Genomic DNA, 20,774 nt, shown 5'->3' with positions numbered 1-20,774 from the left:
GGGATCCCAGAAACGGAATCAGCCGGCCTGCACTCCGCCGGACGGTCGGACGGGCAAGATGGATAGCAACCGCCGGCACGAACCGGCCGGGCACCAATGCCCGGACCGGACATCCGTGGGAGCGCAGGAGGAGCCAGCATGCAGGTACAAAACAACGACGAGGCAGCTGCCGTGCGGGTGGGGGTAGGTCCGCTGTCCGGAGAGGACCTCCTCGCCGTCGCCCGGCACGGTGTGCCGGTGACCCTGACCCCGGAAGCCCTGGCTGCCATGGCGTCCTCGCGCGGAGTCATCGAAGCTCTCGCCGCCGATGAGAAGCCGCACTACGGGGTCTCCACCGGCTTCGGCGCCCTGGCGGTCAAGCAGATCCCGCCGGAACAACGCACCCAGCTACAGCGCTCGCTGATCCGCAGCCACGCGGCGTCGTCGGGAGCGGAAGTGGACCGCGAGGTGGTGCGGGCCCTGATGCTGAACCGTCTGGCGACGCTGGCCACCGGCCGCACCGGCGTGCGTCCCGCCGTCGGGCTGGCGTATGCCGGGATGCTCAATGCCGGCATCACGCCGGTGGTGGGTGAGTACGGATCCCTGGGCTGTTCCGGCGATCTGGCTCCCCTCTCCCACTGTGCCCTGGCACTGATGGGTGAAGGCGAGGTGCGGACGGCGGACGGGCAGCTCATGGCTGCGTCCGCCGCGCTCGCCGCTGCCGGGCTGGAGCCGGTGGAGCTGCAGGAAAAGGAGGGGCTGGCGCTCATTAACGGCACGGACGGAATGCTGGGCATGCTGACGCTGGCCGTCGCGGACCTGCGCCGGCTGCTGGCCACGGCGGACCTCGCCGCCGCCATGAGTGTGGAAGGCCTGCTCGGCAGTGACAGTGTGTTTGCCGCGGATCTGCAGGCGCTGCGGCCCCAGCCGGGGCAGGCCGACTCCGCGGCCAACATCCGTTCGGTCCTGGCCGGATCGGCCCTGATCGAGGAGCAGAAGACGGGCGGGTTCACCCGGGTGCAGGATGCCTACTCGCTGCGCTGCGCACCCCAGGTGCACGGTGCCGCACGCTCCACGCTGCAGCACGCCGAAATGGTGGCGGAGTGTGAACGGGCCTCAGCCATCGACAACCCGGTGGTGACGCTGGACGGGCGTCTGGAGTCCAACGGCAACTTCCACGGTGCGCCGGTGGCCTATGTGCTGGACTTCCTGGCCATCGCCGTCGCGGACGTCGCCTCCATGAGCGAGCGGCGCACGGACCGGTTCCTGGACCGGTCCCGCAGCCACGGCCTCAACGCGTTCCTGGCCTTTGATCCCGGTGTGGACTCCGGCCACATGATCGCCCAGTACACCCAGGCCGGCATTGTCTCGGAGCTCAAGCGCCTGGCAGTGCCGGCCTCGGTGGATTCCATCCCGTCCTCCGCCATGCAGGAGGACCACGTCTCCATGGGCTGGGCCGCGGGGCTGAAACTGCGCCGGGCGATCGACGGGCTGACCCGGGTGCTGGCCATCGAACTGCTGACCAGTGCCCGCGGCCTCGATATGCGCGACGGCGGCGCTGCCACGTCCCGCAGCGCACCAGCCGTGACTGCCTGCCGAACGGCGATCCGTGCCGTTGTTCCCGGACCGGGTCCGGACCGCTACCTCTCCCCCGAGATCGAGGCGGTGCGGGTGCTCGTCGACGACGGCTCGCTGCTGGCAGCGGTGGAGGACGTTCTGGGAACCCGTCTGCACTGATTTCGCTGCCGATTGCCGGAATGCCCGCCGCTCCGGCTCTCCCCCGCGCTACGCTGTGCGGATGAGCGAGCAAGAGCATCCCGAAGGCGCGCCCCGCCGGCTGACCGCCCGGGTCACCGGCGAGGTACAAGGCGTGGGGTTCCGTTACCGCACCCTCCAGCAGGCCGTGCAGCTGGGGTTGACCGGCGTCGTCTCGAACGCGTCGGACGGATCCGTCCGGGTGGTGGCCGAAGGCAGGGAACCGGCCCTGGACGGACTGCGGGAGTTCCTGCGCGGCCCGAAGGCACCGGGAGTGGTGGCCGGCGTCGAAGAATCCTTTTCTCCGGCTACCGGGGAATTTCCGAACTTCAGTGCCGAATAACCCTGCCGGGTGCCGGGCGGTCCGCCGCCGCAGCGCCGGCTAGCAGCAGCGCCGGTTAAAAGGGAAAACGCCGGCAGACATGGGGCTGGTTGGGGGAAACAACCCTTGTCTGCCGGCGTCCGGACCGGTCACTACTCGGTCCATTCATCACTCGCACCCTTATGAGGTACTAACGACAATAAACGGCCCGTCTGGGTAGGTGCTGAAGACAACCTGACAACTACCTGAGTACGTGACGGTTTCTAGGCGCTGGCCGCGGAGCAGTTCGATGCTCCGGAAGCGTCAGGCTGCGGCGTACCGGCAGTCTCCGGTGCTGCCCGCCCGGGCCGGGCCCGTGGCGAGGCCGCAGGACGGGGCGCCGGTCTGGCGCGGCAGGATGTCCTGCTGGGCGGTGCGGATGCCGGGGATGGTGAGCGCCTTCGCTGCTGCTGAATCCGCGGCCCCGGCAGGGCCCTTGGCCCCTGCGGAAGCTTCGCCGGATCCGTTTTTCGTGCCCTTGTCCCCGGATGCGCTGTTCCCCGCGGCACCCGGCTTCTTGCCGCCGGTGCTTTTCTTCGGCGCGGTGCTGGCCTGGTTGCCCGTGCCGCGTGAACCGGTGTTAGTGGCGGGACGGTTCCTGCCGGCCTGTGCCTTGCTGGCCTGGGCCTTATTTGCCTGCGCCGGCTGGTTCGGGGCTGTTTTCTTCTGGCCGGCGGGCTTGCTTACCGCGGACTTGCCTGCGGCCGTCGGCTTAGCCACCATCCCTGCCGCGGCAGCCGCGGACTTCTCAGCCGCCACGGCGTTCGTCATTGCCGCCGTGCGTGCCGCCAGAGCAGCAGCCACGTCCACGGCATCCACCGTCCGCGGCATCCGGACGGACGCGGCCGGACGTCCGCGGGGTGTGGCCGGGCGCAGCGCAGCCATGATTTCTTCCGTCGCTGACCGGGTGGTGTCCACAAACACGGCGGCGGCATTGTCGTCGGGGGCGGCGACCACCCGCTGAAGCGCTGCCTTGGAAAGGACGCGGTAAAGGGCCGAAATAACCACCAGCAGAGCGGCGCCCGTGCCATAAAGAAGAATCAGCGAAAAGGCGAGTGAAGTGGTGCCGCCGGAAAAGAAGCCAACCCCGATAACGGCAGAAATCAGCCACAGCGTACTAAGAATGACCAGGATCGAACGAACCCGGAGGTAAAACGGACGCTGCTGCACGCCAACAACTTTCGGCGGCAAGAAATCTGGCACTGAGACTGACCTTTCGAGCACTGCATTTTCGATGCATACACGTTTTGGCGGAAGGGCTTATGACTACAACTCTAGGCATATCCCGGGAATCTCCTGACCATACGCGCGCACCTTGGCTGATTCGTTACGCGCCAATTGATGAGACTTTGGTCACACTTGGTGGCGGGCAGGGCTGAGGGCTTCCCGGGCACCGTTTTCGACGCCCTCGGCAAGCAGGATTCCCGCTGCCAGCTCGGCGATGGCGGAGGACGTCTGGAACCCGTATCCGCCCTGTCCGGCCAGCCAGAAGAACCCCGGGACGGCCGGATCCCAGCCCACGGCGGGCAGCCCGTCCGGTGTCTCCGTACGCAGCCCGGTCCAGGCGCGGGCAACTCCGGTGATGCCCATGGTCGTGACCGTGTTGACCAGTTCCACCAATGCCTGCACATCCGCGTCGCGCGGCCGGGAGTCCTCTGCCACGCTCGGTTCGCGTTCCGACGGCGATATAAGTACCTGCCTGCCTTCAGGCCGGTAGTAGAACCGGTCGCCGGCATCCGCCACCATGGGCGCCCCGGCGTCCAGCGGCCGTTCAACATCGACGACGGCGGCGGTGCGGCGGTAGGGTGTGAGGCCCTGGGGACGGGCTCCGAAGATTTCCGCGACGATATCCGCCCAGGCGCCGGCTGCATTGACCACCACCGGAGCCTCAAACCGCATTCCGTCAGCAGCGGCTTCCCAGCGCTGCCGGCCCGGGCTCCCCGTGCGCCGTGCCGCCTGCACCCGCTGGCCCGTGACGATGCGGCCGCCTGCAGCGGTCAGGCGTTCCCGGTGGTAGTCCAGCAGGGCATCGGTATTACAGGCCACTGATGTGGTGTCGAGTCCTGCGGCACTGAACGCCTCCGGCCGGAGTTCCGGAGCCAGCCCGAGTGCCTCGGCCGGCATCACCGGGTGCATATGGGCGCTCGCCCGGTCCCGCACCGGTTCCTCATCCCCGATCAGCAGGAAGCTCCGAGGCGCCAGGACGGGTTCCGGCAGGTCCGCCTCCGCCGCCCTGATCAAGGCCAGGGTCCGTACGGTCAGGTGCTGGATGACCGGCGGTCCATAACTGGGGATCAGCTGCCGGGCGGACCGGGACGACGTGTGGTACCCCAAGGTAGGTTCCGCTTCCACCAGGACAACCCCGCCGCTGCTCCCCCGGTTCTGCCCGGCTGCGGCCTGTCCGGACGCGGATTGTCTGGACGCGGCCAGCCGCGCCGCGACCTCGGCGGCGAGAGAGAGACCGGCTATTCCTCCGCCGATCACCAGGATGTCGCAGGCCGTACTCGCAGTCATGGGCAAATCCTTTCCAGTGTGAGGAGGGTGGCGTCGTCGGCGTTTTCGCCCAGTTCCGCCTGCAGGGTCCGCAGCGCCAGCAGCAGTTCCTGGGCGGCGACTGCGGAGCCTGCCGCCGCGAGGAAGCCGTCCGGCCCGTCGACGAGACCCAGTTCCACTGCCCGCCAGGCGCCGTCGGAGGCAAGCACCACCCGCCGTGCCGGGCCCAGCCGGACAGTGCGCGCCTGGTACGCGGCTTCTGCTTCCCGTCGAGCCACCCACAGCCGGCCGGGGGTGTTGCGCAGCTCCCGGTCCAGCACGCGCAGCTCGCGTTCCCGCACCGGGTCCGCCGAATGTTCGATGCCGATCCGGATATCGGCCGGTTCGTGGGTGACGTGAACCGATGAACCGTCCTCCAGTTCCACCACTGCATGGCAGTCCGCCAGTGCGAGAATCTCCACGCCGTCCCCCGTCAGCTGGGCCAGGCACAGCGCAGCGGAAGGAAACCGGATCCGTTCCTCCCCCGCCACCGTGCCGGCCAGCTGATCCATCCGGGTTAGGGCTTCCGCCAGCACCTCCGGAGCGGAGCACTCGCCGGAGGCGGGACCTGCAGCCACCGCGGCATCGGTCAACAGCAGGTCCAGGTTCCGGGCGTACCAGGCCGGGTCCGAGGGCCCGGGCAGTCCCAGCTGGGGCAGCAGTACGCTGGCACCGTCGATCACCCAGGCCGTGCCGGCCGCGTACCCGCAGGTGTCTTCCTGCACGTGCCCGTCGCCTTCGGTGGAGATCCGGACAGAGTGCTTCCAGCTGCTGGCCGCCACGGGGCTAGAACCTTTCCCGGTCGCCGGTGAGAATTTCCATCAGGGTTTCCGAGCCCACCAGGTACAGCCCGGGGGCATCGTCGGAATTGGCCAGCAGAACGGTAGCCATGCAGACCGCCCAGCCGCGGGCCCGCTCCCAGACGTGCGGGTCGCCGTCGTACTGGCTACCCAGGGCGGCGCGGAATCCGGCCCGGCCCTCGGCGTCGAACACCAGCCAGGCCGCGGCGAGGTCGGTGGCCGGGTCACCGGCGGTGAGGTCGCCGAAATCGATGACCGCCTGCAGGGTGTTGTCCTTGGCCACGAGATTCGCGGGGTGTAGGTCTCCGTGCAGCCACAGCGGGGGCCCGGTCCAGGCCGGGATGTTCTGGGCTTCGTCCCAGAGTTCCTGCACGCGGGCGGCGTGGGGCACCATGCCGCTGTTCAGCCTGCCCTGTACGGCTTCGTCCCGGCCCGACAGCGGACCGCCCCGGACGGGGTTGCGGGGGAAATCCGGCGGGGCCGGACGGTGGAAGGCATTAAGGAACCGGGCCAGCGGTTCGGCCAGGGCAACGTTGCGGTCGCGGGGCGAGAGGGACACGTCCTGGCCGTCGAACCAGGCGGTGATGCTCCACGGCCAGGGGTAGAGCTCGCACGGTGCCCCGCAGAACAGCGGGGCGGAGGTCTGTACGGGCACATCGGCGGTCAGCTGCGGGAGCCAGCGCTGTTCGTTGGCCGTCAGTCCGGCGGCGGTCCGTCGGCGCGGCAGCCGCACGGCATAGTCGGTGCCGAGCCGGTAAATGTAGTTGTCCCATCCACTGGCGACCTGCTGCAGGGTCTGCCCGCCCAGCTCCGGATGCTGCTCCTCCACGAGCTGCCGCACCAGGGCGGGGTCGGCGGCGATTTCAGCTGCGGGAAGGTTGGCCATTGCGCCAGCGTACCCGCCGGGTGTGCGGCGGGTCACCAATGTAAAGGACCCCGGCAGGCACAATGCCTGCCGGGGTCCCCTGTCAATCTCCGGGGACGTTAGCCCTGTACTCCGAGACGTTCCAGGATCAGCTCGCGGACGCGGCCGGCGTCGGCCTGTCCGCGGGTGGCCTTCATCACGCCGCCCACGATGGCGCCGACAGCCTGGACCTTGCCGCCGCGGATCTTGTCCGCGACGTCCGGCTGGGCCGCTAGGGCCGCGTCGATCGCCTCGAGGAGGGGGCCGTCGTCGGACACCACGGCCAGGCCGCGCCCCTCGATGACTTCCTCCGGGGTGCCTTCGCCGGCGAGGACGCCGTCGAGGACCTGGCGGGCCAGCTTGTCGTTGATCTTGCCGGCCTGGACCAGGCGGTCCAGTTCCACGATCAGCTCCGGCGTGACGCCGACGTCGACCGGGTCCACTTCGGCTTCCTTGGCGCGGCGGGCGACTTCGCCCATCCACCATTTACGGGCTACCTGCGCCGAAGCGCCGGCGGCAATGGTTTCCTCGATGGCTTCCATGACTCCGGCGTTGACGACGTCGCGGAACTCGGCGTCGGAGTATCCCCAGTCCTCCTTGAGCCGCTTCCGGCGTTCGGCCGGCGGCTCGGGCAGGCGGGAGCGCAGCTCTTCGATCCATTCCGTGGTGGTGACCACGGGCAGGAGGTCAGGTTCCGGGAAGTACCGGTAGTCATCGGCGTCGGACTTCGGCCGGCCCGAGGTGGTGGAGCGGGTGTCCTCGTGCCAGTGCCGGGTCTCCTGGACAATCGAGTTGCCGGAGTCCAGGACGGCGGCGTGGCGCTGGATCTCGAAGCGGACGGCGCGTTCGACGGCGCGCAGCGAGTTGACGTTCTTCGTTTCCGACCGCGTGCCGAACTTTTCCTGGCCGTACGGGCGCAGCGACACGTTGGCGTCGCAGCGGACGTTGCCGCGCTCCATCTTCGCGTCGGAGACCCCGAGGTTCTTCACGATTTCCCGGATGGCGGCCACGTAGGCCTTGGCCAGCTCGGGGGCACGCGATCCGGCGCCTTCGATCGGCTTGGTGACAATCTCAACCAGCGGAACGCCGGCGCGGTTGTAGTCCACCAGGGAGAAGTCGGCGCCCTGGATGCGGCCGGCTGCGCCTCCCATGTGCGTCAGCTTGCCGGCGTCTTCCTCCATGTGGGCGCGTTCAATCTCGACGCGGAACACAGTGCCGTCTTCGAGCTCGATGTCCAGGTAGCCGTCGTACGCGATGGGGTCTTCGTACTGGGAGGTCTGGAAGTTCTTGGGTGTGTCCGGGTAGAAGTACTGCTTCCGGGCGAAGGTGCAGGTTTCGGCGATCTTGCAGTTCAGCGCCAGGCCGATGAGGATCGAGTACTCCACAGCGGTCTTGTTCACCACCGGCAGCACGCCGGGCATGCCCAGGTCCACCGGCGTGACGGCGGTGTTGGGCTCGTCGCCGAAGATGTTGGGGGCGTCGGAGAACATCTTGGTCTTGGTGTTCAGCTCCACATGGACCTCGAACCCCAGCACCGGATCGTACTTCTCCATGGCCTCTTCGAAGGACAGGGTTTCATCCTGGATATGGACGGACATTTACTTCACTCCTCCGAGTACGGGTGCCGAGGCCAGCAGCGGGCCGCCCCACTTCTGTTCCAGCATGCTCTCCAGAGCTGCGCCGGCACGGTAGAGGCGGATGTCTTCGCGGGCCGGGGCCAGGAACTGGATGCCGACGGGCAGCCCGTCGGACAGTCCGCCGGGGATGGAGATGCCCGGGACGCCGGCCATGTTGGCCGGGATGGTGGCGACGTCGTTCAGGTACATGGCCAGCGGATCGTCCAGCTTTTCGCCGAGCTTGAAGGCCGTGTTGGGCGAGGTCGGGGAAATGAGCACGTCGGCCTGGGCGAACGCGGCGTTGAAGTCGCGCTGGATCAGGGTGCGCACCTTCTGGGCCGAGCCGTAGTAGGCGTCGTAGTAACCGGCGGACAGGGCGTAGGTGCCCAGGATGATGCGGCGCTTGACCTCGTCGCCGAAGCCGGCGGCGCGGGTGGCACCCATCACGCGTTCGATGGTCAGCGGCGGCTCGGCGGGCAGCTCGCGCATGCCGTACCGGACGCCGTCGTACTTGGCCAGGTTCGAGGAGGCCTCGGACGGCATGATCAGGTAGTAGGCACCGAGTGCGTACTTGAAGTTGGGGCAGGAGACCTCAACGATTTCCGCGCCGGCATCCCGCAGCAGTTCCAGGGACTCGGTAAAGCGGGCCTGGACGCCGGCTTCGTAGCCTTCGCCCTGCAGTTCCTTGATGACGCCGATCCGCATCCCGGCAACGCTGCCGTTACGGGCGGCGTCGGCCAGCGAACCCACGGGGTCAGTCAGGGAGGTGGAGTCGCGGGGGTCATGGCCGCCAATGACTTCCTGCAGCAGTGCAGCATCCAGCACGGTGCGGGAGACCGGGCCGATCTGGTCCAGCGAGGAGGCCATGGCGATGGCGCCGTAGCGGGAGACGCCGCCGTAGGTGGGCTTCACGCCCACCGAACCGGTGACGGAGGCCGGCTGGCGGATGGATCCGCCCGTGTCGGTGCCCAGTGCCAGCGGCGCTTCGAAAGCGGCGACGGCGGCAGCTGATCCGCCGCCGGAGCCGCCGGGGATGCGGTCCAGGTCCCACGGGTTGCGGGTGGGGCCGTACGCGGAGTGCTCCGTGGAGGAGCCCATGGCGAACTCGTCCAGGTTGGTCTTACCCAGCATCGGCATGCGGGCTGCACGGATCTTCGAGATCACCGTGGCGTCGTAGGGGCTCATCCAGCCCTCGAGCATCTTGGAGCCGGCCGTGGTGGGCTGGCCCTTGGTGACGATCAGGTCCTTGATGGCGATGGGGACGCCGGCCAGTTCGTGCAGTTCCTCGCCGGCGGCGCGGGCCTTGTCGACGTCGGCAGCAACCTGCAGCGCCTCGTCGGTGTTGACGTGCAGGAAGGCGTTGATGGCGCCGTCAACTTCGGCGATGCGGTCCAGGTGGGCTTGGGTGACCTCGACGGCGGACACTTCACCGGCAGCCAGCTTGGCGGCCAGCTGTGCGGCGCTTGATGTAATCAGTTCACTCATGGAAGCTTTTACTCCTCATCCAGGATGGCAGGGACCTTGAAGCGGCCGGCGGCATTGTCCGGGGCGCCGGACAGGGCTTCTTCATTGGTCAGCGTCTGCCCCACAACGTCTTCACGGAAAACGTTGACCAGCGGGATGGGGTGGGAGGTTGCCGGGATGTCCTCGCCGGCAACTTCGCTTACGGATTTGATCGAATCCACGATGACATCGAGTTCGCCGGCCATCTTGTCCAGCTCGTCGTTGGTCATCTCAATGTGGGCCAGCCGCGCCAGATGCGCCACAGCCTCACGATTGATCTCAGACATGAGTCTCCCATGCGTCTTTTAGGAACGTTTTTCGGCTTTACGCCGGTATCCGTTCCAGTCTACGGCGTTCCGGGGCAGGGCATGGAGGCCGCCGCCACACGCTGCCGACACGCTGCAACACGCTTCCGACACGCAAAAGCCGTCCCGGCGCCGTCGGGCACCGGGACGGCTTGGGCCGCGTACTGATGGAGAACTAGACCGCCTTGCGGAACACCCAGAGAATGTAGTCCTCGCCGGGAACGGTCCAGTCCCGCTCCGGAACGCGTTCAAACCCGCAGGACAGGTAGAGGGCATGGGCGTTCAGCATGGTGGTCATGCTGGTGAGGCTGACCGCCTCGATGCCGTCCTTGTTCCGGGCGTAATCAACAATGGCGTTAACCATTGCGCGGCCCACTCCCCCGCGCTGGAGGGTCGGATCCACGGCGAGCATCCGGAATTCGAGTTCGCCTTCAACGGCGATGTCCGTGTAGGGCTGGCCGGCATAGGTGATGGCGGCAGAAGCTGCCACCTTGCCGTCGAGCTCGGCGACCCACAGCTCGGTGTGCTTGGCCCGGTCCTCGACGTTTTCCAGTTCCTTGACGTAGGGATTGTCGGCCTCAATGTGATTGCCGTGCAGGTAAGCCTCACGGGTAATCCGGCGGATGTCGTCAAAGTCAGCCTCGGTGGCAAGCCGGATGGTGATGCTCATGCGTGGTACGGATCCTTAAAGTCATGGTTGAAGTGCACGTAGATTCTATCCCCGCTCCGGTGGGTTTCCGGACGGCGGTGAGACGGCGCACAGCCTCTGACCCCTTCCTGTCGCTGAACTACCGTCGGCGGGCTGCTGCACACTCCACGCAGAAGCGGGTTTCCGGCCGGATTTCGAGCCGTGCCGCCGGGATCGGATTCTGGCAGCGTTCGCAGATTCCGTAGCCATCCGTGGCCAGGCGTTCCCGCGCCTCCATCAGTTCGATCAGTGATGCTTCCGCTGCGGCCAGCAGAGCTACCTCGTTGGCGCGCTCCACGGACACGGTGGTTCCTTCGGGATCGTGTTCGTCATCCGCCGGGATGTCCTTGGCTGCCAGCGTGACTTCCCGGATCACCGCGGTCAGCGTGGTGATCTGCTCCCGGGTGTGTTCCATCCGTTCGTCGATCAGGCGGGCAAAGTAGGCGGCGTCGAGTTCCGGCGGGGCCGTGGGTGCTTTTTTAGGCATGCCTTTTCCTCCTGTGAGTCGGTGCTGCACGGGATGCATCGGGATAAATTATCCGGCTCCGGAGCGGGGAAAAGGGCCTCCGGGTGCGGTCCTTTCCTCAGGGCTTAATACCGGTAGGATTCGGGTCAACTGTCCGAGATCCGGGGGAATAATGGTTGACACGGTCTACAACGAGCCGCGGCTTGTAGCTCTCTATGACGAAGACAATGCCGGGCAATGGGACACCGACTTTTACGCGGGTCTGATCGGCGATGAACCGCTCCGCATCGCCGACGTCGGATGCGGCACCGGCAGTTTCGCCGTGCGCCTGGCGCTGGCGGGCCACATGTTGACCGGCATCGATCCGGCCTCCGGCATGCTGGAGGCGGCGCGGTCGCGCGACGGCGGCGAGCTGGTCGACTGGGTACAGGGCACCGCAGCAGATCTGCCTCCGGGTCCGTTTGATGCTGCGGTGATGACCGGGCATGCGTTCCAGTGCCTGCTTACCGAGGCCGAGATCCTCGAAACGCTGATAGCTGTTCGGTCCCGGCTGGCCCCAGGGGGAACCTTCTATTTCGAGACGCGGAACCCTGCGGCGAAAGCCTGGCTGAAGTGGGACAGCGGCAATGCCGGCCCGTCGGTCTCTGAATCTTCTGCGGGAACGCTCGAGGTGGAGTGGGAGCTGATCTCGGTGGACGACCAGCCCGACGGCGCGTTGGTCACCTTCGAGGACCGTACCGTCTTCCGGTCCGACGGCGAGCGGTTCGTCAGCCGCAGCACGCTGAAGTTTGTGCGGGCGGAGGTGCTGAAGGATCTGCTGGATCGGGCCGGGTTCACTTATGTGGACTGGTACGGCGACTGGGAGGGCGGCCCGTTCGTGGAAGCGGAGAGCCGGGAGATCATTGTGGCTGCCCGGCGGTAGCCCGGGAGACGAGCCTCAGAATGGCGGTGCCTGTTCCTGCCGAGAATCGTCCTGCCCTGAATCCTTCGGTCTGGGAGGTCCGCTCCGATCCAATGCCGGACCCGGCAGGTTCATTTCCAAGAAGGGCTCGGTCCGGTAGACCCGTCCGGTCGGTGAGGTCCACTCGATCAAGCCGGGCACGGGTTGGCAGGCCTTCCAATATCCCAAGGTCTTGAACCTGTGGTGACGACGGCACAGATGCTCCAGGTTTCCGTGATCCGTAGGGCCGCCCTGCGCCCAGTCGACGGTGTGGTCGACGTCCGAATTTGCGGTGCTGACCCTGCAGCCGGGGAACCTGCAGGTTCCGTCCCGTGCCCGGAGCCAGCGTCTTAGCCCGGCCGGGACCTTTCGCCGCCGCCCCACGCCCAGGATTTCTCCGGTCTGCGGGTCCTGGGCCAGGCTGGTCCATCCGGCGGCGTTGCGGGCCAGCCTGCGGGCCGCCTCTGCACTGATGGGCCCGTAGCCGTGCAGTTCGGCCGGCTGGTCGTCGGCTCCGAAGAGAGTTTCGGCGTTGATCAGCACCATGATTTCCGCCCGTGGGACGATCCCCTCGTCTGGTCCGGCGTGGCGCTCGGGAGCACTTTCCGAGCCGCCTCCAGAGCCGGTTTCGGCCTCATCTGGGGCTCCGGCCTGGTCTGTGGTCGCGGTAAAAAGTCCCCGACTGCTGCCCATCAGCAGCTGAGCCAGAATATCGGCACGCAACTGATCCGTGGACCGGGAGTCGCCTCCAGCCTGCTCACCCCGCGCCGCAGTGCTGAGAGCGGTGTAAATCTGCTGCGCTTCCGCAGCCCGCAGGTAAGCCGACAGGCAGGACATGCCGTCCTCCTCCCGGTCCAGAATGACTTTGCGCTGCTCGAACGCGGTCAGATGCCGTTTGCTGATGGTGTCCGGATAGCGTTTCTCGCGCAGCCGGCGCGCCCGGGCGGAGAACTGGGACCGGGTCTGGCCCTCCGCTGCTGCCAGCAGGTCCGCCTCGAATTCCGGGAGTGCCCCGGTTGGAACGTTTTGGCACTGATCCAGTATTACTTGGGCATGCTGGTAGGAAAGGCGACCTTCTTCCAGCCCGGTCAGAGTTGCCGTATGGGAAGTGCATAGACTCGTCGCTTCGCTGAGGAGCCGCTGACCGGTGACCTGCGGAACATTCAATATGGCCGCGCATTCGGAAGCTGCCAGGCTGAACGCCAGCCCCGCTTCGATCCGATCGGAAGGGGTATACCTGTCGTCCCGGAAGAGCTCCCCCATGCGGTTGATCAGACGGGCATGCAGCGCCTGCCCCCAGGACATCAGGTGTGACACCCGGGACAGGGCTTCGCCGACCGTCTGCTCGTCGAAGGCTTCAAGGTTCTGCACGGCCAATGTCCCGGTGAAACCGTCTGGGAAATCGGAGGCAGACCTATCGGCTTCGGAATCGGGGGCGGCGGGAGCTTCGGGATCGGAGGGCTCGGCGGCGGAGGGGTCGGCATGGCCAGACTCGGTATCGGGAACGGGATTCTCGGCTGACTGGGCGCCCGGTCCGGCCCCGTTCTCCGCAGTGGAAGTGCCGGCACTAGCGCCAGCAGTCCCGACAGGCCCAGCAGCCAATTCCGCCCGGTACACCGACAAAGTGCAGGCCGCACTGGGCGCATCCGCTTGACCAGCTTGCCCCTCCGACTGCTGGTCTTCACTGCACTGCTCTTCGGTTGTCCGTCCGGTTTTCCCGAGCTGATCCATACCCTCAGGATTTCATCCGGCACTGACATTTCCGGCCCAAAAACAGCCCCAAAACAGCCCCTCGAAGAAACCGAAAATACCCGTCTTTTGAACGCAACTACCTACCCGCAAAGCAAGCCGCTGGCGGCGCACGGAAAACGCTTTAGGCCCGATACCCGGCAGCCGCAACCTACGCGAAGTTGCCCAACGCATCCCTAAGCATCCGGTGGCCTTGTTCCTCAAACTTAGGGTCGCCGACTTGGTAAGCCCACGCAGCGGTGGAGACAGCTTCGCGCAGCAGCGCCACATTCCAGAGTTCAGTGTCCCTGAAGTCAGTTCCATACCCCTCGAAGAAGGCAGCCTCCAGATAACTGCGAGGCCTCCATTGCTGCGCAGCCAGACGGCAAAGATCGGTCAGGGCCGGCCTGAAATCGTACCGACCAAAATCGATGACCCTCAGCTCGCTGCCATCCATGAGCCAGTTGCGGGGTTGCCAGTCGCCATGGGTTGGAACGAGAACCACCGGCTTGGGCCGGTAGCCGTCGAGGATGGCCCTAACCCGGGCAACGTGGGATTCGGAAATGCGGTGAGGCCTCTCCAGCCACAACAACGCTTTGGCAGTGGCCCGTGACTCATAGTCCGCGTCAGTGCGCGCGCTTTGCTCATGGAATATCCGCAAAAGACAGCCGGCCTGCTGATAGGTGCCCGGGTCATATTCAGCTTCGGTTCCCTCCACGAGGGACCCTTCCAGATACTCCGTGACCAAGATGTTCTCGGAACGGTCCGCGTGGACGAGTTTGGGCGCACGGTTTTGCCGGGACCAGACGCTGATCCATGACTCGTGCGCGTCTATCTCACGTCCTATGTGGTGGTTGGAGGGCCCGGCAGCTTTGACGACGTATCTGCGCTGCCTTTCGGCTGCGTCGGCAACTTCAAGGACCGCGGTATCCAGAAGGTTCCAGGAGAGATCGGCAACGAGACGTACCCCCGGCAGCCAAGCCTCGACAAGTTCAGCTTGCCGCGCACTCAGCCGGTTCCGATGCCAGGTTTCCATCCCAGCAGACTAGCGTCCAGCCACAGCTAGCCCAGCAGCGCAGCTCCGGCGACAGTAACGGCGTCGAGCCGCTCGGCGTCGTTGGCAGGCTGCGGAGGACGCTGAACAGGCACCCCGGCTTCCTCGGCAATCAGGGCACCGGCTGCGTAGTCGTATTCGTTGAGACCGCGCTCGATATAGGCGTCCAGAGAACCGTCCGCCACCATGCACAGGTCCAGGGCCGCAGACCCCAGCCGCCGGACATCGGCAAAGTTCCCGGCCAGCTGCGCCAAAGCCGCGTACTGCTCGGATCGCACGCCGGCATCATAGGAGAATCCGGTGCCGAGCAGCTTTCCGACCCGCTGCGGATCGGGACCGGTCAGCTTCCGGACGCTGCCGTGCTCGGCCAACCAGGCACCGTGCCCGCGGGCCGCCGAATACACGCGCACCAGCGCGGGAGCGTGGACGACGCCGGCCAGCCACTCGCCGTCGTCGTTCACCGCCGCCACCGAGGTGCCGTAATAGACGATGCCGCGGATGAAGTTGGTGGTGCCGTCCAGCGGATCGATGGACCAGCGGATGCCGGAGGGATGCACCGGAACAGCAGGTTCGAGCTCCTCCCCCAGCACTGTGTCGTGCGGGCGCAGGCGGGCCAGCACTTCCCGGACCGCTGCCTCGGCGGCGGTGTCGAAGTCCGTGACCCAGTCGCCGTCGGCACTCTTGTTCACCGGGTTGAGGCCGCCGGCAGAGCGCCGCGCCAGTACAGCGGCACCGGCTGCGGCCGCCTCGCGGGCCACATCGAGCAGTTCCAGCGGATCCGCCGCGTCGGGCAGCGGCATCATTCGGACTCCGGCACGGATTCAACGGCCGGTGCAGCGCCGTCCGGCACCGATCCCTCGGCCAACAGCGTGCGGAAACCGTCCTCATCGATCACGCGCACGCCCAGCTGCTCTGCCTTGTCCAGCTTGGTGCCGGCGTTCTCCCCGGCCACCACATAGTCGGTTTTCTTGGAGACCGAGCCGGAAGCCTTGCCGCCGCGGGTCAGGATGGCTTCCTTGGCCTCGTCGCGGCTGAAGTTCGGCAACGTGCCCGTGACGACGACGGTCAGGCCCTCCAATGTTCGAGGCATGGACTCGTCGCGTTCGTCGGCCATCCGCACCCCTGCGGCCGCCCAGGCATCCACGATCTCGCGGTGCCAGTCCTCGGCGAACCATTCCTTCAGCGCGGCGGCGATGGTCGGGCCGACGCCGTCGACGTGCGCCAGCTGCTCTTCGGTGGCGGCACGGATGGCGTCCATGGAGCCGAAGGCGCCGGCCAGGGCGCGTGCCGCCGTCGGGCCGACGTGCCGGATGGACAGGGCCACGAGGACCCGCCACAGCGGCTGGGTCTTGGCCTTCTCCAGCTCGGTGAACAGCTTGTGCGTGGTGGCGCTCGGCACGGACGGCTTCTTCGCGGTGCCCTTGGTGTAGAAATACGGCACGAGCTCGGTGCCGTCCACCACACCCTTCACCCGCTTCGGCCGTTCGATCCGCACGTCGGCCAGGTCTTCGATCTTCAGGTCGAACAACCCGGCCTCGCTGGTCAGCGGCGGAGTTTCCGGCTCAGCCGGCGAGGTGAGCGCGATGGCCGCCTCCCAGCCCAGCGCTTCGATATCGAAAGCACCGCGGCCGGCCAGATGGAACACCCGCTCGCGCAGCTGGGAGGGGCAGGACATGGAGTTGGGGCAGCGGATATCCACGTCCCCTTCCTTGGCCGGCTTCAGTTCCGTGCCGCAGGAGGGACAGTGGGTGGGCATCACAAAGTCGCGTTCACTGCCGTCACGGAGGGCGACGACGGGGCCCACGATTTCGGGGATCACGTCACCGGCCTTGCGCAGCACCACGGTGTCGCCGATCTTCACGCCCTTGGCCTTCACCACGTCCTGGTTGTGCAGCGTGGCCATTTCCACCGTGGAGCCGGAGACCAGCACCGGCGTCATCATGCCGTAGGGCGTGACCCGGCCGGTACGGCCGACGTTCACCCGGATGTCCAGCAGCTTGGTGTTCACTTCCTCCGGCGGGTACTTGTAGGCCACGGACCAGCGCGGCACGCGGGAGGTGTTGCCCAGCGCGCGCTGCAGGCCGAAGTCGTCCACCTTGACCACAATGCCGTCAATTTCATGGGAGAGGTCGTGCCGGTGCTCGCCATTGTCGGCAATGTACTTCAGCACTTCTTCGTAGGTGTCCAGCACCTTGTAATAGGGCGACGTCGGCAGTCCCCACTGCTTCAGCAGTTCATAGGTCTCGGACTGGCTCGCCACGTTGAGGCCTTCGCGGGCGCCGATGCCGTGCACGTACATGCTGAGCGGGCGGCGGGCGGTGACTTCGGGGTCCTTCTGCCGCAGGGAACCGGCGGCGGCGTTGCGCGGGTTGGCGAACGGTGCCTTGCCCGCTTCCACCATGGTTTCGTTCAGGTGCGCGAATTCCTTGGAGGGGATGAAGACCTCGCCGCGGATTTCCATTTCCGCGGGGAGGTCCTCGCCCTTGAGGGTGCGCGGGATGGAGGCGATGGTGAGTACGTTGTGGGTGATGTCCTCACCCGTGGTGCCGTCCCCGCGGGTGGCGGCCCGGACCAGTTCGCCGTTGCGGTAGAGCAGGTTCACCGCGAGGCCGTCGATCTTGAGCTCGGTCAGCCACTTAATCTGCGCGCCGGGGGCAATGTTGGCCACGGAGGCCTCGGCCTTACGCACCCAGGCGTCGAGCTCGTCGAGGGAGAAGACATCCTCGAGGCTGTACATGCGCTGCAGGTGTTCCACCGGGGCGAAGGCGGAAGATACCTCGCCGCCCACCTCCTGCGTGGGTGAGTCATTGGTGACCAGCTCGGGGTGCAGCGCCTCGAGCTCTTCCAGGCGGCGGTAGAGCCGGTCAAATTCTGCGTCCGAAACCAGGGGGGCGTCTTCGTTGTAGTACGCGAAGCGGTAGCGGCGCACCTGCTCGGCGAGCGTCTGGTACTCCTCGCGCAGGTCCCCGGCGGGCGGGGTGTCTGTGCTGACCGACTCGACGGCGGCTTCGGTGTCCGTGGGTTCCGGGGATGTCTTGGCTGTGCTCACCTAACCAATCTTGCCCCATAGTGTCCGCCAGCGGGAGTTATGCGAAACGGGCGACGACGGATGTCAGGGCCGGCGTCGGGACCGCCCGCGTCCCGCATCCCCGGGTCGACTCATGACGCGTCGTCCTTACGCCAGCGCACGACGGATTCGATGTTGTGGACCATTTCCTCTGGCAGCCATCCGAAAACATGCGAGCGGTGTACCGGCTCGCCGGAAAATGTGGAAAACCCGTAACTGTCCACCAGCCGCTGTTTATCGGAACCGGTAACGACAGCGAATTTTCCTTCTGGATTCTCTGCAAGGATCTGCACCTGGTTCCAAGGGCTGATTTCCCCGGTGGTCCGCACGGCATGGATGTCTGAGACCTCCTCCGCAGGAACCCGAAGCAGTGCCTGATACCGGGAATGGGGTACACGTTCCCCAGGTCGATAGTCATCCAACTTGCATCCGGGCGGTCTCCACCATGCTGAATAAGCAGAAGTGTCCCGTCGGATGGCGTCGTTGAATCCAGTTCAACTTCCTGCCCGTTCCACGTACCGTACGAACCGGTCAACTTCATCCCGCTGGAACTCCACATAGCCAGAGAATATACCGCCGGCACCGTTTGTCTCGGAATCCGTTGTTCTAAGGAACAACCATTTTTCGAAGATCTGAATTGCCCCCAGACAGCGATGAAAGCTTTCTACTTCTTTAGGTCTTTTTCTTCCATCCGGATGTCCTCCAGGTCCTCCCAGCGGAAGGTCCCGACATATTCAGTCCGGTCGGCCATGACGATCTCGGGGATCTCTCCCCGCCTGACCTTCGCCTCCTGCTCCGGGTTTGTCCTAACGCGGGCGTGAACGATGCCGTTATTGTATCCACCCAAGTTGCATTCAATTCCGCGCCATATCGCGGTCACGCGAACATCAACCAGACGGTCAAGCGCCTCCCTCAGCACCTCCAGCTTCCAGTACCAGGGATGACCTGATTCATCCGTCTGCCGCGAGCGAGACCACTCCGCGCTCGGTGGCTCAAGGTCAAATGAGATGAGCGTTGCAGTCTCCCGCCTGAGTTTGGCGGAGAACCATTCACCCCGCCACACCCCGTAATAGCGCGGGATCCGCATCCCATTCGGGAAGGTCTCCGCCGGACGGTTCCTGACCGGGCAGGATGTCGCCGACCGGTCCCCCTCCGGCGACGGTGGGGCCGAGCCCATATAACCAGTCATGTCCGTTATCCCCCTGCGATATGAATGTGAGCTCAGGCAACAACATCTTTGCGTCGCGCCATTTCGAAGCCTAATCCGTTCCAGCCCTCCCTCCGCAGCACGAGCGGCGGGGCCGACCGCTCCTAGCGCGCGGCGGACTTGAGCCGGTTCTGGAACATCTCGACCCCCGTCACCGCGGACTCCGGCTGAACGGTCCAGTACACGCCGGCATCGCCCTTGTTCAAGCCCAGCGACTCCGCAATATCCGCGTTGTGCCCGGTGTAGAACAGTCGGAAGATGCGGGCACCGCCGTCGTGCGCCACATCCGTAATCCGGAACGGATGCCCCTGCCAACGGCACACCGCATTGACCTCGAACAGGTCATCCAATTCCGAAACTGGCACCTCCCGGCTCCAGCATCCGCGCATCGTCCGCCGGAACCCGGTGATCTCAGCGGGCGGCTCCGACGCCGCAGCCAGCACCGCCTTGTCACCCACCACGTCGGCCGGGAACTGGAAGCCGTCCCATACCGCCACCCAACCGATCACCGTCTGCGGCACCGTGTGCGCAGGACTGGAGATACCGGAACCCTCGAGGATGCCCCAGCCAGAAGCTGCGTCGATGTACATCGCCAGCAACTGATCCTGCTGGCCCTCCCGGATCCGCCACAGCTGTGCACGCGGCGGGATCCGGCACTCATCCAGGAACCACACCGGCGCCACGCCTCCGCCCCAGCGGGCAAACCCGGTACCGGTGAACGGCGGCCGGTCCACGAACTCCGGCGCCGTCGCCGAATGCACGTAGACCGACGGCGGCGCCTGGAACCGCAGCACGTCGAGATAGTCGGCGGCCGGGTCCCATGGCGAGCCGGCGAAGCCCAGGCCGTGCACCTCATACAGCTCGCGCGGCGACTTCACCTGCGCGAGGTCGGCGGCGTTCAGGACAAACCCGGCGATCGTGTCGCGGTTGCCCTCCACCATCGGGCCCACATGGGCCGGGCTTAGCGGCTTCTGAAAAATCAAAGTTTCCTGCTTTCCGCAGCCCTTGGGCAGCGATAAGTGCTTTACGCGTCCTACTTCTTGAGGTCTTTTTCTTCCATCCTGATGTCCTCCAGGTCTTCCCAGCGGAAGGTGCCCACATACTCAATCCGATCCATCTGGACAATCTCGGGAATTTCTCCCCGCATAATCCTTGCCGTCTGATTCCCGTTGCCGCCTACTCGGGCATGAACGATGCCGTTGTTGTATCCACCCAGGTAGCAGTCAAATCCGCGCCAGGTCGCGGTCACGCGAACATCAACCAAGCGGTCAAGCGCTTCCCTCGGCACCTCCAGCATCCAGTACCAGGGATGACCGGATTCATCCGTCTGCCGCGAGGGGGACCACTCCGAGCCCGGCGGCTCAAGGCCATATGACGCGAGTGTCGCAGTTTCCCGAGTGAGTACGGCGGAGAACCATTCACCCCGCCATACCCCGTAGTACTGCGGGATCCGCATCCCATTCGGGAAGGTCTCCGTCGGACGGTTTTTGGCCGGCAGGGATGTTCCCTGCTCGTCATCACGAACCATGGCTGCCAAGCCCGAGCTTCGGAGCCAGCCACGCGGGAATGTGCTCCGGTTCCCGCGGGAACCTCTGCTGGTCCTCTACGTAGGATTCGTCATCCAGCGGGAAACTCCAGTCCGATTCCTCGTCGTAGTTGTAATGCGTCTCCGCGTGGCCCTGGTCATCGATCTTCATGGTCAGGGAGAACCAGGTGCCGTAGGACAGGCGATACATAAGCTTGCGCAACTCTCGGATGAGGTCGAGCGTGTCATCCGAAGGTTCGGCCCCCTTCGTCGTGCCGTTCCGGTCAAAGAAGAGCTGGACCTCCGACACGGTGCCAGCCGAGCGCCCCTCCAACCTGAGCGAC

The 20,774-nt window shown here is 66.0% G+C and carries 21 protein-coding genes; 3 read left to right on the top strand and 18 right to left on the bottom strand.

The features are described 5' to 3' along the window. Positions 1–138 precede the first annotated feature (138 nt). Positions 139–1,716: a histidine ammonia-lyase gene (gene hutH / locus N2K95_RS05080; RefSeq protein ID WP_260653204.1), complete on the top strand. Its 1,578-nt coding sequence runs from the start codon at positions 139–141 to the stop codon at positions 1,714–1,716. 61 nt (positions 1,717–1,777) lie between these two features. After that, positions 1,778–2,077, top strand: a complete 300-nt coding sequence (locus N2K95_RS05075; protein ID WP_260653203.1) for an acylphosphatase — start codon at positions 1,778–1,780, stop codon at positions 2,075–2,077. Between the two features lie 282 nt (positions 2,078–2,359). On the opposite strand, the gene N2K95_RS05070 is transcribed toward N2K95_RS05075, so the two are convergent. The 9 genes from N2K95_RS05070 to N2K95_RS05030 all read right to left on the bottom strand — a co-directional run bounded on the left by N2K95_RS05070 (position 2,360) and on the right by N2K95_RS05030 (position 10,930). After that, complete coding sequence (locus tag N2K95_RS05070; RefSeq protein WP_260653202.1) at positions 2,360–3,298, bottom strand: hypothetical protein; 939 nt, start codon at positions 3,296–3,298, stop codon at positions 2,360–2,362. 150 nt (positions 3,299–3,448) lie between these two features. Then, positions 3,449–4,609 (bottom strand): NAD(P)/FAD-dependent oxidoreductase, encoded by a 1,161-nt coding sequence (locus N2K95_RS05065; RefSeq protein ID WP_260653201.1) that lies wholly within the window; start codon positions 4,607–4,609, stop codon positions 3,449–3,451. Further along, positions 4,606–5,409 (bottom strand): SpoIIE family protein phosphatase, encoded by an 804-nt coding sequence (locus N2K95_RS05060; protein WP_260653200.1) that lies wholly within the window; start codon positions 5,407–5,409, stop codon positions 4,606–4,608. Before N2K95_RS05060 ends, N2K95_RS05065 begins: the two co-directional genes overlap by 4 nt. Positions 5,410–5,413: 4 nt before the next feature. Further along, positions 5,414–6,313 carry an aminoglycoside phosphotransferase family protein gene (locus N2K95_RS05055; protein WP_260653199.1) on the bottom strand — a complete coding sequence of 300 codons (900 nt, stop codon included), beginning with the start codon at positions 6,311–6,313 and terminating at the stop codon, positions 5,414–5,416. 98 nt (positions 6,314–6,411) lie between these two features. Beyond that, the gene (gatB, locus tag N2K95_RS05050; RefSeq protein ID WP_260653198.1) at positions 6,412–7,929 is read right to left on the bottom strand and encodes an Asp-tRNA(Asn)/Glu-tRNA(Gln) amidotransferase subunit GatB; all 1,518 of its coding nucleotides are present in this window, start codon (positions 7,927–7,929) and stop codon (positions 6,412–6,414) included. Next, positions 7,930–9,432, bottom strand: a complete 1,503-nt coding sequence (gene gatA, locus N2K95_RS05045; protein ID WP_255793366.1) for an Asp-tRNA(Asn)/Glu-tRNA(Gln) amidotransferase subunit GatA — start codon at positions 9,430–9,432, stop codon at positions 7,930–7,932. 8 nt (positions 9,433–9,440) lie between these two features. Next, entirely contained in the window at positions 9,441–9,737 is a 297-nt protein-coding gene (gene gatC, locus N2K95_RS05040; RefSeq protein ID WP_227924393.1) for an Asp-tRNA(Asn)/Glu-tRNA(Gln) amidotransferase subunit GatC, read from the bottom strand. Between the two features lie 193 nt (positions 9,738–9,930). Next, entirely contained in the window at positions 9,931–10,425 is a 495-nt protein-coding gene (locus N2K95_RS05035; RefSeq protein ID WP_260653197.1) for a GNAT family N-acetyltransferase, read from the bottom strand. A gap of 118 nt (positions 10,426–10,543) precedes the next feature. Continuing rightward, entirely contained in the window at positions 10,544–10,930 is a 387-nt protein-coding gene (locus N2K95_RS05030; RefSeq protein ID WP_260653196.1) for a TraR/DksA family transcriptional regulator, read from the bottom strand. A gap of 151 nt (positions 10,931–11,081) precedes the next feature. On the opposite strand from N2K95_RS05030, the gene N2K95_RS05025 reads away from it, so the two are divergent. Continuing rightward, the gene (locus N2K95_RS05025; RefSeq protein ID WP_260653195.1) at positions 11,082–11,831 is read left to right on the top strand and encodes a class I SAM-dependent methyltransferase; all 750 of its coding nucleotides are present in this window, start codon (positions 11,082–11,084) and stop codon (positions 11,829–11,831) included. Between the two features lie 15 nt (positions 11,832–11,846). Here the strand turns inward: N2K95_RS05025 and N2K95_RS05020 are convergent, their stop codons facing one another. From N2K95_RS05020 to N2K95_RS04980, 9 genes are all read right to left on the bottom strand, one after another. After that, a complete protein-coding gene (locus N2K95_RS05020; protein WP_260653194.1) occupies positions 11,847–13,220 on the bottom strand; it encodes an HNH endonuclease signature motif containing protein in 1,374 nt (457 codons plus the stop codon). A gap of 529 nt (positions 13,221–13,749) precedes the next feature. Further along, positions 13,750–14,613 (bottom strand): aminoglycoside phosphotransferase family protein, encoded by an 864-nt coding sequence (locus N2K95_RS05015; protein ID WP_260653193.1) that lies wholly within the window; start codon positions 14,611–14,613, stop codon positions 13,750–13,752. Between the two features lie 26 nt (positions 14,614–14,639). Beyond that, positions 14,640–15,434, bottom strand: a complete 795-nt coding sequence (locus N2K95_RS05010; protein WP_260653192.1) for an inositol monophosphatase family protein — start codon at positions 15,432–15,434, stop codon at positions 14,640–14,642. Further along, positions 15,431–17,680: an NAD-dependent DNA ligase LigA gene (gene ligA / locus N2K95_RS05005; RefSeq protein ID WP_260653191.1), complete on the bottom strand. Its 2,250-nt coding sequence runs from the start codon at positions 17,678–17,680 to the stop codon at positions 15,431–15,433. Before ligA ends, N2K95_RS05010 begins: the two co-directional genes overlap by 4 nt. A 110-nt stretch (positions 17,681–17,790) precedes the next feature. Then, complete coding sequence (locus N2K95_RS05000) at positions 17,791–17,991, bottom strand: hypothetical protein (RefSeq protein WP_260653190.1); 201 nt, start codon at positions 17,989–17,991, stop codon at positions 17,791–17,793. Positions 17,992–18,362: 371 nt separating this feature from the next. Beyond that, the gene (locus tag N2K95_RS04995; RefSeq protein ID WP_260653189.1) at positions 18,363–18,887 is read right to left on the bottom strand and encodes a hypothetical protein; all 525 of its coding nucleotides are present in this window, start codon (positions 18,885–18,887) and stop codon (positions 18,363–18,365) included. A 122-nt stretch (positions 18,888–19,009) separates the two neighbouring features. Beyond that, positions 19,010–19,846, bottom strand: coding sequence for a hypothetical protein (locus N2K95_RS04990; RefSeq protein WP_260653188.1), 837 nt, complete (start codon positions 19,844–19,846; stop codon positions 19,010–19,012). Between the two features lie 92 nt (positions 19,847–19,938). Beyond that, entirely contained in the window at positions 19,939–20,433 is a 495-nt protein-coding gene (locus N2K95_RS04985) for a hypothetical protein (RefSeq protein WP_260653187.1), read from the bottom strand. Next, the gene (locus N2K95_RS04980) at positions 20,423–20,740 is read right to left on the bottom strand and encodes an immunity protein YezG family protein (protein WP_260653186.1); all 318 of its coding nucleotides are present in this window, start codon (positions 20,738–20,740) and stop codon (positions 20,423–20,425) included. Before N2K95_RS04980 ends, N2K95_RS04985 begins: the two co-directional genes overlap by 11 nt. Positions 20,741–20,774: the final 34 nt, after the last annotated feature.

The organism is Arthrobacter zhaoxinii, assembly GCF_025244925.1.
In the GTDB taxonomy this organism is placed as follows: Bacteria; Actinomycetota; Actinomycetes; order Actinomycetales; family Micrococcaceae; genus Arthrobacter_B; species Arthrobacter_B zhaoxinii.
Note: the sequence above shows the minus strand (reverse complement) of the source record. Positions and strands in the feature narration are given on the sequence as shown.